Origin of the sequence: Streptomyces aurantiogriseus, assembly GCF_014649375.1 — a bacterium.
GTDB classification, from domain to species: Bacteria; Actinomycetota; Actinomycetes; order Streptomycetales; family Streptomycetaceae; genus Streptomyces; species Streptomyces aurantiogriseus.
On sequence record NZ_BMSX01000005.1, the window covers coordinates 327,948 to 343,974 of the forward strand.

At 71.9% G+C, this 16,027-nt stretch carries 8 protein-coding genes; 5 read left to right on the plus strand and 3 right to left on the minus strand.

Features of this window, described 5'->3' with window-relative positions; all coding sequences use genetic code 11:
- The first annotated feature begins 56 nt into the window (after window positions 1-56).
- From IE263_RS13985 to IE263_RS13995, 3 genes are all read left to right on the plus strand, one after another.
- Complete coding sequence (locus IE263_RS13985; RefSeq protein WP_189936044.1) at window positions 57-2,408, plus strand: sensor histidine kinase; 2,352 nt, start codon at window positions 57-59, stop codon at window positions 2,406-2,408.
- Window positions 2,408-3,064 carry a response regulator gene (locus IE263_RS13990; RefSeq protein WP_189936300.1) on the plus strand — a complete coding sequence of 219 codons (657 nt, stop codon included), beginning with the start codon at window positions 2,408-2,410 and terminating at the stop codon, window positions 3,062-3,064. The genes IE263_RS13985 and IE263_RS13990 overlap by 1 nt, the downstream gene beginning before the upstream one ends.
- Window positions 3,065-3,145: 81 nt before the next feature.
- A complete protein-coding gene (locus tag IE263_RS13995) occupies window positions 3,146-4,117 on the plus strand; it encodes an STM4015 family protein (protein WP_189936046.1) in 972 nt (323 codons plus the stop codon).
- A 7-nt stretch (window positions 4,118-4,124) separates the two neighbouring features.
- Here the strand turns inward: IE263_RS13995 and IE263_RS14000 are convergent, their stop codons facing one another.
- Window positions 4,125-7,499 carry a pyruvate carboxylase gene (locus IE263_RS14000; RefSeq protein ID WP_189936048.1) on the minus strand — a complete coding sequence of 1,125 codons (3,375 nt, stop codon included), beginning with the start codon at window positions 7,497-7,499 and terminating at the stop codon, window positions 4,125-4,127.
- A gap of 223 nt (window positions 7,500-7,722) precedes the next feature.
- On the opposite strand from IE263_RS14000, the gene IE263_RS14005 reads away from it, so the two are divergent.
- Window positions 7,723-9,483, plus strand: coding sequence for a serine/threonine-protein kinase (locus IE263_RS14005; protein ID WP_189936051.1), 1,761 nt, complete (start codon window positions 7,723-7,725; stop codon window positions 9,481-9,483).
- A 28-nt stretch (window positions 9,484-9,511) separates the two neighbouring features.
- Here the strand turns inward: IE263_RS14005 and IE263_RS14010 are convergent, their stop codons facing one another.
- Together IE263_RS14010 and IE263_RS14015 are read right to left on the minus strand one after the other, a co-directional pair.
- The gene (locus IE263_RS14010; RefSeq protein WP_189936053.1) at window positions 9,512-9,706 is read right to left on the minus strand and encodes a hypothetical protein; all 195 of its coding nucleotides are present in this window, start codon (window positions 9,704-9,706) and stop codon (window positions 9,512-9,514) included.
- 147 nt (window positions 9,707-9,853) lie between these two features.
- Window positions 9,854-10,507: a LamG domain-containing protein gene (locus IE263_RS14015; RefSeq protein WP_189936055.1), complete on the minus strand. Its 654-nt coding sequence runs from the start codon at window positions 10,505-10,507 to the stop codon at window positions 9,854-9,856.
- Window positions 10,508-10,788: 281 nt separating this feature from the next.
- Here IE263_RS14015 and IE263_RS14020 point away from each other — a divergent pair, with 281 nt between their 5' ends.
- Window positions 10,789-15,990 (plus strand): family 43 glycosylhydrolase, encoded by a 5,202-nt coding sequence (locus IE263_RS14020; RefSeq protein WP_189936057.1) that lies wholly within the window; start codon window positions 10,789-10,791, stop codon window positions 15,988-15,990.
- Window positions 15,991-16,027: the final 37 nt, after the last annotated feature.

Genomic DNA, 16,027 nt, shown 5'->3' on the forward strand with positions numbered 1-16,027 from the left:
CCTCGTCCCGGGGAGGGGCGCCGGGCGGTCGTACGCCGTCCTACGCTCGTGCCGACATGGAAACGATACGCAACTGGCTGCTCCCCGCCCTGCTCGCAGCCGGACAACTCGCCTGGCTGTGGCCCGGAGCGAGCCTGGCCGGCGAAACGGTGCCCGGCCCGGCGGGACTCGTCGCCGTCCTGGCCGCCCTGGCCGTCGAGACGGCCGCGCTGGGCCGTCGGCGCCAGGCCCCGGTCCGGGCCCTGGCCTGCACGCTCGGCACGCTTCTGCTGGGTCGACTGGCCTGGGACGAGGGATACTTCGGGTGGGGAGTGCTGGTCGCGCTGTACTCGGTGGCGGTCCGCTGCCCCGTGCCCGTGACCGTCCGCGCGGTCGCCGCGGGCCTCGGCGTCGAGTGGCTGCTGTCCTTCGTCCGCATCGGGCTGCGGCCCGCACTCGCCTCGGAGTGGGCGGTCGGCGCCCTGGTGTACGCGGTCTGCGTGGGGCTCGGCGAGGCCCGCCACCAGTGGCTCAAGGGGCGGTCGGCCGCGGCCCGTCGGCTGGCCGGCGCGGAGGAGGCCCGGCGGCAGGCGGGCGACACCGAACGGCGGCGCTTGGCCCGCGAGTTGCACGACGTGAGCGCCCACCATCTGACGTCCGTCGTCATCACGGCCGACGCCGCGCGCCGACTCGGCGACAGCAGACCGGAGTTGACGGCCGACGCGCTGGCGTTCGCGGAACGCACCGGCACCGAGACCCTCACCTCGCTGCAACGGCTCGTCGGCCTGATGAGGGACACCGACGGCGGCGCGGACCCGCGTCCGATGACGGCCCGCATCGAGGAACTCATCGCCGGATTCGGGCGGTTGGGGCGTCCGATCGAGGCCGAGCTGCCCGACGACCTGGCCGGTCCGGCGGCCGAGGCCGTCCACGGGATCGTCCGCGAGGCCCTGACGAACGCCCTGCGGCACGCCCCGGGCTGCGCCGCGCGCGTGAGCGTGCGGCGCGGGGACGGCGTCCTGGAGCTGACCGTGGACAACGCTCCGCCGCGTGGCTCCGCACCGCACGGTGCCGGCGGCCTCGGCTCGGGGCGCGGCGTCGCCGGGATGAAGGAGCGGGCGGCGGCCGTCGGCGGGGAGCTCACGGCCGGTCCCGAGCCCGGCGGCGGCTGGCGGGTCCGGGCCACACTGCCCGATGCCACGGGGCCGCGGAGTCAGTCCGCGGGCCGGCGGGACGTGCTGCGGGAGCAGCGGCTGGCCGATCCCGCCCTGGTGTTCGCCGCGACGGTGCTGCCCCTGGTGTTCGCCATGGTCACCGCGGAGGAGTGGCCGGGCCCGAGCCTGCGTGCCGCGGTGCCCGCACTGCTCGTCCTGGCCGTGCTGGTGACCGTCCACGCGGTGCCGCTGCTGTGGCGCCGGAGCGCTCCGTGGGCGGCTCTGCTCGGCGTGCTGGCCACGTCGTGGCTGTGGCCGGTGGCGGTCGCCGTGGCCGACATGCCGGCGCGGGTGTCCCAGTTCTTCGCCACCGGAGCGCTCGCGGAGCTGCTGGCCGTGTACGCGGTGGGGGTGTACGGCCGGGGGGCCGCCCGCACCTGGCCGGCATGGTGCGCGGCGGCGGCCTCGCTCGCCGGGGTCCTGGTGGCGACGGCGGCCGCCGACGGAGAGCTGACGGGCGCGGGCTCCGTGCGGGTCTCCGCCGTGGTGATGTTCCTGCCGCTGGTCGTCATGCTGGCCGCCGTGTTCGTCGCCCTGTGGGGTGCCGGGCTGGCCGTGCGGCGCCGACGACTGCGGATCCTGGCCCTGGACGACTTCGCGCTCGCCACCTCGCTGTGGCACGCGGAACGGGCCGCGGACGCCGAACGGCGCCGGCTGGCGGCGCGGTTGCGTGACGCCGTGCTGCACCGCACGGCCGCGATGGTCGAGCAGGCCCGGCAGGGGCGGCTGGAGGAGGTGGCGGCCGAGGCCCGCTCCGCGCTCGCCGCCATGCGCGAACTCCTCCACGGTCTGGGCGAGTCGGAGGATCCCGGCCGGCGGCTCGCTCCAGCGCCCACCGCCGTGGACCTCGACGCACTGTGCCGGACCCTGACCGCGTCCGGCCGCAACGTGACCCTGCGAGGCCTGCCCGAGGCCGCGCGGGACCTGCCGCCCTCGGTGGCCCTGTCGGCGTACCGGATCGTCGAGGCGGCGCTCGGCGCGGGCGACCAGGGGCCGGCACGGGTCACGCTGAGGCGGCGGCGCGACACCTTGCGGGTCACGGTGTCGGGCGTGCCGCTGGCCGTGACCGGGCCGGTGGCCGAACGCCTGAAGGTGCAGGTGGAGGCGGGGGCGGGCCGGATCACGCTCGAACAGACCGGTATCGTACGGGTGTTGCTGTCGGCCCGGCCGAGTCCGGCGCCCGTCCAGGAGGTGTCCCCGTCGTCACACGCGTGATGGTCGTCGACGACCAGGCGGTGGTCCGCGCAGGATTCGCCGCCATCGTGGACGCCGAGCCCGATCTGACCGTGGTCGCCGAGGCCGGTGACGGGGCCTCGGCGGTGTCGCTCGCCGCCACCGAGACACCCGACGTCGTGCTGATGGACATCCGTATGCCCGGCATGGACGGCCTCACCGCGACCCGTCTGCTCACCGCGTCGGAGCACCGGCCGCGGGTGCTCGTCCTGACCACCTTCGACCTGGACGCGTACGTGTACGAGGCGTTGCGCGCCGGGGCGTCGGGGTTCCTGCTCAAGGACGCCCAACCCGAGGACCTGCTGTCCGCGATCCGGGTCGTCGCCGCCGGGGAGGGCATCCTGGCCCCGACCGTGACCCGCCGGCTCATCGACACCTTCGCGCAGGGCGCCCCGCAGCCGCCGTCCGTCACCGGTGCGCTCTCCTCCCTCACGCCACGCGAGAAGGAGGTGCTGCTGCACATCGCCTCGGGGCTGGCCAACGCCGAGATCGGCGCCGCGCTCGGGGTGACCACGGGCACGGTGAAGACCCATGTGAACGCCCTGCTGTCCAAGCTGGGGCTGAGGGACCGGGTGCAGGCCACGATCCTGGCGTACGAGAGCGGGCTGGTCCGGCCGCGCGGTGCGCCCGGCGCGTAGGGCTGTCGGTGGGCCTTGGTAGAAAGGGCGGCCATCGGGCCGGCGCACAGGGCGTCGGCCGCCGTCCGACCATGGAAGGCCTTGGCGTTGGACCACATATCGCACCTGCACGGACTGCCCGTCCACAACTTCCCGAGGCTCGAGGAGCCGCCCTCGCCGTTACCGGCGGTGGAGACGGTCGCCTGGCGGCTGTCGGTGGACGAGGACCGGGTTCTCGGGGAGACCTTCGAGGAGAGCTGGCAGCGCTTCCTCGACACCGTCGATCCCGCACGGGTACGGGCCCTGGTGCTGGGCGTCGGCGCCTACGGCACCGAGAATGACGCCGCCAGCCCCTGGGAGACGGTGAAGCTGCTGGCCGGGGCCGCGGACCGCCTCACCGGGCTGGAGGCCCTCTACCTGGCCGACCTCACCTTCGAGGAGTCCGAGCTCTCCTGGATCGTGCAGGACGACGTGACCCCGGTCCTCGCCGCCTACCCGTGCCTGAAGGAACTCGGGGTGCGCGGCTCCGGCGGCGGCTTCGACGGCGCTCCCGGCCTGGAGTTCCACGCCCTGCGCCACGAGCATCTGCGGGTCCTCCGCCTGGAGAACGGCGGACTGCCCACCGAGGTGGCCCAGGGCCTCGCCGCCTCGGACCTGCCCGGGCTGGAGCACCTGGACCTGTGGCTCGGCACGGAGGACTACGGCCGCACCGCCACCGTCGCCGACCTGGCCCCCGTCCTGGACGGCGGCCGGCTGCCGTCGCTGCGCCGGCTCGGCCTGCGGAACTGCGACCTGCAGGACGAGGTGGCGGCCGCGGTCGCGAGCGCGCCTGTCGTGGCCCGGCTCAGCTCCCTGGACCTGAGCCTGGGCACCCTCGGCGACGTCGGCGCCGAGGCGCTGCTCAGCGGCCAGCCGCTCACCCATCTCGAGGAACTGGACCTTCACCACCACTACCTGTCGGAGCCGATGATGACCCGCCTGCGCGAAGCGCTGGAGCCCTTCGGCGTGCGGGTCAACCTCGACGAACGGGAGACGGACGACGAGTGGGGACGGTACGTGGCCGCCGGCGAGTAGGGGCCGGCTAGCCGACCTCGACCAGCAGGTCACCGCCCTCCACCTGCTGGATCCTGTTGATGGCCAGCCTGCTCACCCGGCCGGCCTTCGGGGCGGTGATGGTGGCCTCCATCTTCATCGCCTCGATGGTGGCCACCGTGGCGCCGGCCTCCACCTCGTCGCCCTCGGCGACCGCCAGCGTCACCACCCCCGCGAACGGCGCCGCGACATGGCCGGGGTTGGACCGGTCGGCCTTCTCGGTCACCGGGACGTCGGAGGCCGCAGCCTTGTCGCGGACCTGGATGGGCCGCAGCTGGCCGTTCAGGGAGGACATCACGGTGCGCATGCCGCGTTCGTCGGCCTCGCCGATCGCCTGCAGCTCGATCAGGAGCCGCACGCCCGGCTCGAGGTCGACGGCGTACTCCTTGCCCGGGCGCAGTCCGTAGAAGTAGTCCTTGCTGTCCAGGACGCTGGTGTCGCCGTAGGCCTGGCGGTGGGTGTCGAACTCTCGGGTCGGGCCGGGGAAGAGCAGCCGGTTGAGGGTGGCGCGGCGGGTCTTCTCCAGGCCCTTGCGGTCCTCGGCGGTCAGTTCCGTCACGGGCTTGGGTTCGGCGCGGCCCTGGAGGGCCTTGGTGCGGAACGGCTCGGGCCAGCCGCCGGGCGGGGTGCCGAGTTCGCCGCGCAGGAAGCCGATGACGGAGTCGGGGATGTCGTACTTGTCCGGCGCCGTCTCGAAGTCCTCGGGGCTGACGCCGGCGCCGACCAGGTGCAGGGCGAGGTCGCCGACCACCTTGGAGGACGGGGTGACCTTCACCAGGCGGCCCAGGATGCGGTCGGCGGCGGCGTACATGGCCTCGATGTCCTCGAAGCGGTCGCCGAGGCCGAGCGCGACGGCCTGGGTGCGCAGGTTGGAGAGCTGCCCGCCGGGGATCTCGTGGTGGTAGACGCGGCCGGTGGGCGAGGCGAGGCCCGCCTCGAAGGGGGCGTAGATCCTGCGGACGCCCTCCCAGTACGGCTCGAGGTCGCCGACGGCCTGGAGGTCGAGGCCGGTGGGGCGCTCGGAGTGGTCGGTGGCGGCGACGAGCGCGGACAGCGAGGGCTGCGAGGTCGTCCCGGCCATCGAGGCCACCGCTCCGTCGACGGCGTCGGCGCCGGCCTGGATCGCGGCGAGGTAGGTGGCGAGCTGGCCGCCCGCGGTGTCGTGGGTGTGCAGGTGCACCGGCAGGTCGAACTCACGGCGCAGCGCGGACACGAGGGTGGCGGCGGCCGGGGCGCGCAGCAGGCCGGCCATGTCCTTGACGGCCAGGACGTGGGCGCCGGCCTCCACGATCTGCTCGGCGAGCCGCAGGTAGTAGTCGAGGGTGTACAGACGCTCGTTCGGGTCGGACAGGTCGGAGGTGTAGCAGAGGGCGACCTCGGCGACGGCCGTGCCCGTCTCGCGTACGGCGTCGATGGCGGGGCGCATCTGGCCGACGTCGTTGAGCGCGTCGAAGATGCGGAAGATGTCGATGCCGGTGGCGGCGGCCTCCTGCACGAAGGCGTCGGTCACCTCGGTCGGGTAGGGCGTGTAGCCGACGGTGTTGCGGCCGCGCAGCAGCATCTGGAGGCAGAGGTTGGGGACGGCCTCGCGCAGGGCGGCCAGGCGCTCCCAGGGGTCCTCGGCGAGGAAGCGGAGGGCGACGTCGTAGGTGGCGCCGCCCCAGCACTCCAGGGAGAGCAGTTCCGGCAGGGTGCGGGCGACGACCGGGGCGGCGGCGAGCAGGTCCTTGGTGCGGACGCGGGTGGCGAGCAGCGACTGGTGGGCGTCGCGGAAGGTGGTGTCGGTGACGCCGATGGTCGGGGAGTCGCGCAGCCAGCGGGCGAAGCCCTCGGGGCCGAGGCCGACCAGCCGCTGGCGGGAGCCGGCGGGCGGCTCGCCGTCGGGCAGCGGGGGCAGCTTGGTGGTGGGGTCGATGAGTTCGGGCCGCTCGCCGTGCGGCTTGTTCACGGTGACGTCGGCCAGGTAGGTGAGCAGCTTGGTGCCGCGGTCGGCGGAGTGGCGGGCGGTGAGCAGGTGCGGGCGCTGCTCGATGAAGGACGTCGTGACCCGCCCGGCCTGGAAGTCGGGGTCGTCGAGGACGGCCTGGAGGAACGGGATGTTCGTCGCCACGCCGCGGATGCGGAACTCGGCCACGGCACGCCGGGCGCGGCCGATCGCGGCCTGGAAGTCCCGGCCCCGGCAGGTGAGCTTGACCAGCATGGAGTCGAAGTGGGCGCTGATCTCAGTCCCCGCGTGGGTGGTGCCGCCGTCGAGGCGGATACCGGAGCCGCCCGGTGAGCGGTAGGCGCTGATGCGGCCGGTGTCAGGCCGGAAGCCGTTGGCCGGGTCCTCGGTGGTGATGCGGCACTGGAGGGCGGCGCCGCGCAGGGTGACCGTGTCCTGCGACAGGCCGAGGTCGGCCAGCGTCTCGCCGGAGGCGATGCGCAGCTGGGCCTGGACGAGGTCGACGTCGGTGACCTCCTCGGTGACCGTGTGCTCGACCTGGATGCGCGGGTTCATCTCGATGAAGACGTGGTTGCCGTCGCGGTCGAGGAGGAACTCGACGGTGCCCGCGTTGCGGTAGCCGATCTGGCGGGCGAAGCGGACGGCGTCGGCGCAGATGCGCTCGCGCAGCTCCGGGTCCAGGTTGGGGGCGGGCGCCAGCTCGATGACCTTCTGGTGGCGGCGCTGGACCGAGCAGTCGCGTTCGAACAGGTGGATGACCTCGCCCTGGCCGTCGGCGAGGATCTGCACCTCGATGTGGCGGGGGTCGACGACGGCCTTCTCCAGGAAGACGGTGGGGTCGCCGAACGCGGACGCCGCCTCCCGGGACGCGGCCTCGATGGACTCGCGCAACTGAGCGGGATCCTCGACGCGCCGCATGCCGCGTCCGCCGCCGCCCGCGACCGCCTTCACGAACACGGGGAAGCCGATGTCGTCCGCGGCCCGGACCAGCTCGTCGACGTCGGTGGACGGCTGCGAGGAGCCGAGCACCGGTACGCCCGCCTCGCGGGCCGCGGCGACCGCGCGGGCCTTGTTGCCGGTCAGCTCGAGGGTGCGGGCGTCGGGGCCGACGAACGTGATGCCCGCCTCCTCGCAGGCACGGGCCAGTTCGGGGTTCTCGGACAGGAACCCGTAGCCCGGGTACACCGCGTCCGCGCCCGCCCGGCGCGCCGCGCCGACGATCTCCTCGACGGAGAGATACGCGCGCACCGGATGTCCCGGCTCCCCGATCTCGTAGGCCTCGTCGGCCTTGAGCCGGTGCAGCGAGTTGCGGTCCTCGTGCGGGAAGACGGCGACGGTGCGCGCGCCCAGCTCGTAGCCGGCGCGGAACGCCCGGATCGCGATCTCACCACGGTTGGCGACCAGCACCTTGCGGAACATCCTGGATCCCTTCAGCCTGCCCGGTGACGGGACCATCGTGTCGGTGCCGTCCCGGGAGTGCCATGTGAGTCGGGCCACTCACCGGTCGTTCTCCCCCGGAAGGAGCCCGGAGAGAGCCCGGAGAGAGCCCGGAAGAAGCCTCAGAAGCCGCGTACCCACCGGGAAAGCGCTCACCACGGCGGCCTGCGACTTCCTGTCGGTGGGAGCAACTAAGCTCCGGCGCATGAGTGAGGCGGACAGCGACAGACGGGTCGTCGACGGGCGGTTCGAGCTCCGGGAACGACTCGGTGGCGGCGGCATGGGGACGGTGTGGCGCGCCACGGATCTGGTGCTCCATCGGAGCGTGGCCGTCAAGGAAGTCCGCCCGCCCGACCCGGGACTGGCCGAGTACGACCCGGAAGCGGCACGGATGCTGCGGGAGCGGGTGCTGCGCGAGGCCAGGGCGCTGGCCCGGATCGACCATCCCAACGTCGTGACGATCCATCACGTGGTCGACGGGGGTGAGGGCAGTTACCCGTGGATCGTCATGGAGCTGGTCAGCGGCGGTTCGCTGGCCGACCGTCTCGCCCGCGGGCCGATGGAGCCCGCCGAGGCGGCGCGCATCGGCCTGGAGGTCCTGGCCGCGCTGCGTGCCGCGCACGACGCCGGTATCCAGCACCGGGACGTCAAACCCGCCAATGTGCTGCTGCGCCCCGACGGACGTCCCGTCCTCACCGACTTCGGCATAGCCGCGATCCGCGAGGCGACCGGCCTGACCGCCACCGGATCGGTCATCGGCACCCCGGACTACATGGCGCCGGAGCGGGTGTCCGGCCGCGACGGCGGTCCCGCGTCGGACCTGTGGTCGCTGGCGATGATGCTGTACGCGGCCGTCGAGGGACAGCACCCCCTGCGTCGTGCCACGACGCTGGCCACGCTCGCGGCCGTCCTCAGCGAGGAGGTGCCGCCGCCGACGCGGGCCGGGGCGCTGGGGGACGCGCTGATGCGTGTGCTCGTACGGGATCCCGCGGCGCGGCCGGACGCGGCGGCGTTCGCGCACTTGCTGGCCGAGGTGGCGCGGGGGCAGGGACAGCCGGGGCCGGCGCAGGGCACCCCGACCTCCTACCCGCTGTCTCCTCCGCAGGGGGTGCCGAGTCATGGACCGGTGACCGCGCCGAGTGCGTTCGGGCCGCCGTCCGGGTCCCCGACACCGTGGAACCACCCCGCTCCGCCCCCTTCTCCGGCGCCGTGGGGCGGTCCCACCCCACCGGTGTTCCCGGCCGCCGGGACCGGTCCCACCCCTGCGGTGGGTGTTCCGGTACGGCCGGCGGGGCGGCGCCCGCGCTGGGTGACGGTCGGCCTGCCCGGGGCGGGGGTGGTGCTCGCCGGTGTGCTCGTGTGGACGCTGTTGCCGGGGCAGGACGGGGACTCACCGACCTCCGGTTCCCCCAGCACGGCGAGGACGGCGAGCACGGGTCCGGCGACGGCTTCCCCGACCGGGACAGGCGCGGCCGGACGGCCGGCCCAGCAGACGAAGGAGGCCGCCGCGACCGACATGCTGACGCCCGAGGGCATCCGCACCGCGATCGCGGCGTTCAAGAAGGAGACCGGCAGGGACCGCTTCGGCTCCTTCTCGGTGTATCCCGAGTACATCTCCGCCTACCTCATGGTCGAGGGCAGCGACACCAAGTACGACTCGTACACCTACCGCCCCGGCGAGGGCGTGCGGAAGGGCATCATCAAGGGCACGTTGATGGGCGGGCAACAGCCCGTCAGCCTGGACGGCTTCGTCTGGGACCGGGTGCCCGCGCTGCTCGCCGAGGCGGACAAGAAGCTGAACGTGGACGACCCGGACACCCGCTATCTGCTGGTCAGACAGCCGAGCACCGTCTTCGACAGCCCTGCCGGTATGGCCGTCTACCTGAGCAACGACTACAACGAGAGCGGCTACCTGGAGGCCGACACCAAGGGCCGGGTGACCAGGGTGATGCCGGTCGACGGTTAGCGCGTGCCACGGGCGTGTTCGGCCGTCGTCAGTGGCGTGCGGCGTCCAGCAGCTCCTGCAGCCGGAGCATGCACGAAGCACAGTGGCGGTCGGTGTCGTGGCCGGCCGACGCTGCCGTGGCCAGAGAGGTTCCGCACAGGCTGCTGTCGTGCCGGTGCCGGGACACGACGTGCCACACCAGCTCACCGCCGCCCGACGCCAGTCCCACCTTCATCTCGTACATGGCTCTTCCCTTCTGCCGGGCTGGTCTCCAGCAGACCGCGTACGCCCGCCCGGCGCCCCGTCGGGCTGGGCCGTTCGAGGGAATCCGCCCCCGACCGGCGCAGCCCCGGTGGCCGGGACGCGCCGGTCGTGGCAGGGCCGCTCAGCGTCATGTCTCCCGGTGCACGGTGAGGGCGGACACCGCGAAGGACATCTCCGTCACGTCCGGCTCGGGCGCCGGGTGGTAGCGGCCGGCGCACACGGACAGGTTCACGATGAGGTAGGCGTACCAGTCCTCCCCCACGCCACGGCGATCGGCGAAGACGGTGCTGCCGTTCAGGGCCCACACGACGTTCTCCGCGCCGAACTCGACGCTCAGGTCGATCCAGCCGCCGGGTCGGACGGCTTCGTCACGGTGGTAGCGGTGGGCCTCCCGCACATGGTTGGAGAACTCCAGCAGATCGGGATGGTCGGGGTGGTACTCGAACACGTCGATCTCCTGGTCGCCGTCCCGCCAGGTCCAGATCGCGGGCCAGGCCCCCGTCTCGGCCGGCAGCCGGACCCGGGCGTCGAGGCGGTCCCCCGCCCTCACCGTGAAGCCCTCCTCGCTGCCCTCCGTGGTCAGCAGCCCGGTGTCCCAGAGGCCGTCGGAGCGGCGGGTGGCCCGGAAGGTGCCGTTGCGGGCGTACGCGGGATCGGACACCAGGTGGTCCAGCTTGTTGTCGCCGGGATTCACCGGCCCGCCCCCCGGATAGGCCCACGAGCGGCCCGCGATCCACTGGCGGGGCGAAGCGAAGTCGGCTCTGAAGCAGACGTCGGTCACGGGCGTCCTCCTCGTCCTCGCGCACGGTGCGTCGCGCGAGGCATCCCCGCCCCCACCACCGTCATGCGACGGCGGGGACGCGGGGCGTCGGCAACCACTCCGGTGCGGGACGGACGCGCACACCTGTGCGTGGGCCGTCAACGGTCATCGGGCAGGAACCGTTGACGGGCACTCCGCCACGTTCGACCAGTCGGACATTGTTCGAGATCTCTTGACGGCACACCACACGCCGTTTGACACTCTCGCAACACCACGTCACACAGCTGAAACGGCGGGCCGACATGACGCACATCCCCCGACTTCGCAGCCGCTCCAGACGCTGGGCGGGCCGCCTCGCCGGAACGACCGCCGCGTCACTGTTGCTGGGTCTCCTCGGTACCGCAACTCCCCTACAGGCGGCGGAGGTTGCCGACGTCACCGACGGTCTGGCCCTCTGGTACAAGCTCGACGGTCCGTCCGGCGTCACGGACGCCTCCGGTCACGGCCGGGACGGCGCGGTCCAGGGCACCGCCGACTGGTCGTCGGACCAGGGCCTGGCCTTCAACGGCACCGACACCTACGTGAAGGTGCCGAACAACATCATGAGCGGCATGGACTCGATCACCGTCTCGATGGACGTGCGGATCGACTCCACGCAGGCCACGCCGTACTTCATCTACGGCTTCGGCAACACCAGCGGCAGCGCGGGCAACGGCTACCTGTTCACCACCGGCGACAGCTTCCGGACCTCCATCGCCACCGGCAACTGGTCGACCGAGCAGACCACCCGGCCCGCCGGCTCCCCGAACCTGACCCGCTCGGTCTGGAAGCACATCGCCTACACCCAGACCGGCAACACGGGCGTGCTCTACGAGGACGGTGTGGAGGTGGCCCGCAACACGGCGGTCACCATCACCCCCGGCGCCATCGGCTCGGGCACCACGACCGCGAACTACGTCGGCAAGTCGGTCTATCCCGGAGACAGGCTCTTCAAGGGCCGGATGCGTGACTTCCGGGTCTACAACCGGGCGCTCGCCGGCTCCGAGGTGGAGCAGCTCGCCCTCCCCGTCGACACGCAGGGCGTCGCCGACGACAAGGCCGCCCTCACCCTCGGCGACACCAGCGCCGTCACCTCCGACCTGACCCTGCCGACGATCGGCACGGCGGGCGGCTCGAAGATCAGCTGGGCCAGCGACAACCCCGCCGTCGTCTCGGCCACCGGCAAGGTCACCCGCCCCGCCGCCGGCGAACCGGACGGACACGCCACGCTCACGGCGACCCTGAAGAAGGGCACCGTCACCGACACCAAGACCTTCGCCATCACGGTCCCCGCCGACTTCGACGACGCCATCGCAACCGAGCAGGCCGCCGAGAAGCTCAGCGTCCACAACCTCGACGACGTACGCGGCAACCTCACCCTGCCGACGAGCGGCGCCTTCAGCACGAAGGTCAGCTGGTCCTCCGCGAATCCGGACGTCATCTCCGCCGACGGCGTCGTCCACCGCCCCGCACACGGCGACGGCGACACCACCGTCAAGCTGACCGCCACCGTCACCAAGGGCGACGCCGAGGCGACCCGTGAGTTCACCGCCCAGGTGCCGGAACTGCCGAAGAAGGAAGCCCTCAAGGGCTACATGTTCAGCTACTTCACCGGCGAGGGCACCGCGGACGGCGAGCAGCTCTACGCGGCCCTCAGCAAGGGCAACGACCCGCTGAAGTGGCGCGAGCTGAACAACGGCAAGCCGGTCCTCACCTCCACGCTCGGTGAGAAGGGCCTGCGCGACCCGTTCATCATCCGCTCCCCGGAGGGCGACAAGTTCTACCAGATCGCCACCGACCTCAGGATCTACGGCAACGGCAACTGGGACGCCTCCCAGCGCACCGGCAGCAAGTCCATCATGGTCTGGGAGTCCACCGACCTGGTGAACTGGACCAACCAGCGCCTGGTGAAGGTCTCTCCCGACAGCGCCGGCAACACCTGGGCACCGGAGGCCTTCTACGACGAGGAGCGCGGCGAGTACGTCGTCTTCTGGGCGTCGAAGCTGTACGACAACCCGGAGCACTCGGGCGACACGTACAACCGCATGATGTACGCGACCACCCGCGACTTCTACACCTTCAGCGAGCCCAAGGTCTGGATCGACCGCGGCTACTCGGTCATCGACTCCACGGTGATCAAGCACGACGGGACCTACTACCGCCTGTCCAAGGACGAGCGGAACAACACCTCCTCCACCCCCAACAGCAAGTTCATCTTCGAGGAGAAGAGCGACTCGCTCCTCGACCTGTCCTGGGACGCGGTCGCCGAGGGCATCGGCAAGGGCGCGATGAACGCCGCCGAGGGACCCCTGGTCTTCAAGTCCAACACCGAGGAGAAGTGGTACGCGTTCCTGGACGAGTTCGGCGGTCGCGGCTACATCCCCTTCGAGACGACGAACCTCGCCTCCGGGAACTGGACCCCGTCCACCGGCTACGACCTGCCCGCCAGGCCCCGGCACGGCACCGTGCTCCCGGTGACGCAGGCGGAGTACGACCGGCTGCTGCGCAGCTACCAGCCCGACCAGCTGGTGGAGAGCGTCGAGGACATCAAGGTCGAGACGCGCATCGGTGACGCGCCCGTCCTGCCGGCGACCGTCATCGCCGAGTACGCCGACGGCGTCAAGCGTCCCGTCTCCGTCACCTGGGACGACGTCCCCGAGTCGGCCTACGCGCAGGCCGGTGCCTTCACCGTGAAGGGCAGCCTGCCGGACGGCGCCGCGATCGAGGTCCGCGCCGAGGTCACGGTCTCGGAGGAGGGCCCGGACGTGCCCGCCGACCTGGTCGTGCGCTACGACTTCGACGAGACCGGCGGCAACATCGCCCGGGACTCCAGCGGCCACGGCTACCACGGCACCTACGTCCGCACGCCCGACTTCGGCACCGGCGTGAAGGACGGCTCCTTCAAGATGTCCGGCGGCTCCAGCAGCTCCACCACCTCGCCGTACGTCACGATCCCGAACGGGGTCCTGAAGGGTGCCGACAGCGTCACCGTCTCCACGTACGTCAAGTGGAAGGGCGGGGACAACTTCCAGTGGCTGTTCGGCCTCGGCCCCGACAACAACAAGTACCTCTTCGCCACCCCCTCCAACGGCGGCGGCAAGCTGTTCTCCGCGATCACCAAGGCCACCTGGTCCGGTGAGAAGCAGATGATCGGCGGTTCGCAGCTCACCCCCGGTGCGTGGAAGCACGTCACCGTCACGGTGAACGGCGCGACCGAGACGGCGGTCCTCTACCTGGACGGCGCCGAGGCCGCCCGCGCGACCGGCGTGACCGTCAAGCCGTCCGAGCTGTACGACGCGAGCAAGGGCTACTCCGGCTACATCGGCAGGTCCCTGTACTCCCCGGACCCGTACTTCGGCGGTGAGGTCGACGACTTCCGGATCTACAACCGGGCCCTGTCGCCCGCCGAGATCCTGGAGCTCAGCGGCAACACCACGGGCATCGCCACGGCCACGCACCCGGCGCTGAAGGTCGACGCGATCATCAACGACAAGGACAGCAGCATCGTCCTGCCGGTGACCGAGGCCGCCGACATCACCGCCCTCGCCCCCGAGTTCATCCTCGCGCACGGCGCGGCCATCAGCCCCGCCTCCGGTTCGCTGCACGACTTCACCGAGCCGGTCACGTACGAGGTCACCGGCTCGGACGGCAAGAAGCGCACCTGGACGGTGGAGGCGCAGCGGATGCGCAGCCCGGTCCTGCCGGGCCTCAACGCCGACCCGAACATCGTGCGGTTCGGCGACACCTTCTACATCTACCCGACGACCGACGGCTTCCCGGGCTGGAGCGGCACGCAGTTCAAGGCGTACTCCTCCACCGACCTGGTCCACTGGAAGGACCACGGCGTCATCCTGGACCTCGGTCCCGACATCAGCTGGGCGGACAGCCGGGCCTGGGCGCCCACGATGGCGGAGAAGAACGGGAAGTACTACTTCTACTACTCCGCCGACACGAACATCGGCGTCGCGGTCTCCGACTCGCCCACCGGTCCGTTCAAGGACCCCCTGGGCAAGCCGCTGATCCCCCGTGGCGCCTACACCGGCCAGATGATCGACCCGGCGGTCTTCACCGACGACGACGGGCAGACGTACCTCTACTGGGGCAACGGCCGGGCGTACGTCGTTCCGCTGAACGACGACATGGTCTCCTTCGACGCCTCGAAGGTCACCGACATCACTCCTCCCGGCTACAACGAGGGCACCTTCGTCGTCAAGCGCAAGGGCACCTACTACTTCATGTGGTCGGAGAACGACACGCGCGACGAGAACTACCGCGTCGCCTACGCCACCGGGTCCTCGCCCACGGGCCCCTGGACCAAGCAGGGCGTCGTCCTGGAGAAGCGCCTCGGCCTCGGTATCAAGGGCCCCGGCCACCACTCCGTGGTGAACGTGCCGAACAGCGACGACTGGTACATCGCCTACCACCGCTTCGCCATCCCGGGCGGTGACGGCACCAACCGTGAAACGACCATCGACAAGCTGGAGTTCGACAGCGACGGCCTGATGAAGAAGGTGGTGCCCACCCTCACCAGCATCGACCCGGTCACCATCGTCCACGCCGGCCCGAACGCGAGCGGAACCGAGGGCAGCGCCATCTCCCTCACGGGCACCATCTCCGGAGCGGGCGGTCCCCAGTGGACCGTCGAGGACGGGGCACCCTGCACCTTCTCCGACGCGAAGGCCATCCTGACCGCGATCACCTGCGCCGACGACGGCATCTACAAGGTCACGCTGACCGGCGGTGGCAGCAGTGACACGCTCACCGTCACCGTCGACAACGCGGCCCCGGTGATCACCTCGGCCAAGGGCCCCGCGGCCCCGGTGTCCGCGGGCAGGAGCGCGACGGTCAGCGCCGAGTTCACCGACCTGGGCACTGGTGACAGCCAGACCTGCCAGGTCGACTGGAAGGACGGCACCGCGCCGGCCTCCGGAACGATCACCGGCTCCCGCTGCGAGGCCGCGCACACCTACACCAAGGCGGGCATCCACCGTCCGGAGATCACCGTCAAGGACGACGACGGCGCCTCGGACAGCACCACGCTGCCCGAGCTGATCGTGTACGACCGCGCCGCGGGCCCGGCGGCCGGGGCGGGCCTCGTCGACTCCCCGGCCGGCGCCTACCCGGCGAAGCCGGACCTGACGGGCAAGGCGGCCTTCTCCTTGGCCGCCCACTACCGGGCGGGCGCCACCGCGCCGACCGGCCTGGTCACCTTCGACTTCGGCCCGGCCCGCCTGAAGTTCCGCTCCACCGGCTCCGACTGGCTCGTCGTCACGGGCTCCCAGGCCGTCCTCCAGGGCTCCGGCACGGTCAACGGCGCGAGCGGCTACGCCTTCCGCGTCACGGCCACGGACGCCCCGGACACCTTCCGCATCAGGATCTGGAAGAAGTCCGACGGGGGCGTGGTCTACGACAGCGCCGTCGGGGCGAAGGTCATCGGCGTCGTCGAGGTGGGAGTGCACCGCTAGAACAACAACCGCCTGGTCAGGCACCGGGCCAGATGGT

Excerpts from the sequence above, each read along its gene's own strand:
- IE263_RS14020 (WP_189936057.1), top strand. The coding sequence starts at position 10,789 with ATGACGCACATCCCCCGACTTCGCAGCCGCTCCAGACGCTGGGCGGGC.
- IE263_RS14000 (WP_189936048.1), bottom strand. The coding sequence starts at position 7,499 with ATGTTCCGCAAGGTGCTGGTCGCCAACCGTGGTGAGATCGCGATCCGG.
- IE263_RS13985 (WP_189936044.1), top strand. The coding sequence starts at position 57 with ATGGAAACGATACGCAACTGGCTGCTCCCCGCCCTGCTCGCAGCCGGA.
- IE263_RS13990 (WP_189936300.1), top strand. The coding sequence starts at position 2,408 with ATGGTCGTCGACGACCAGGCGGTGGTCCGCGCAGGATTCGCCGCCATC.
- IE263_RS14005 (WP_189936051.1), top strand. The coding sequence starts at position 7,723 with ATGAGTGAGGCGGACAGCGACAGACGGGTCGTCGACGGGCGGTTCGAG.
- IE263_RS14010 (WP_189936053.1), bottom strand. The coding sequence starts at position 9,706 with ATGTACGAGATGAAGGTGGGACTGGCGTCGGGCGGCGGTGAGCTGGTG.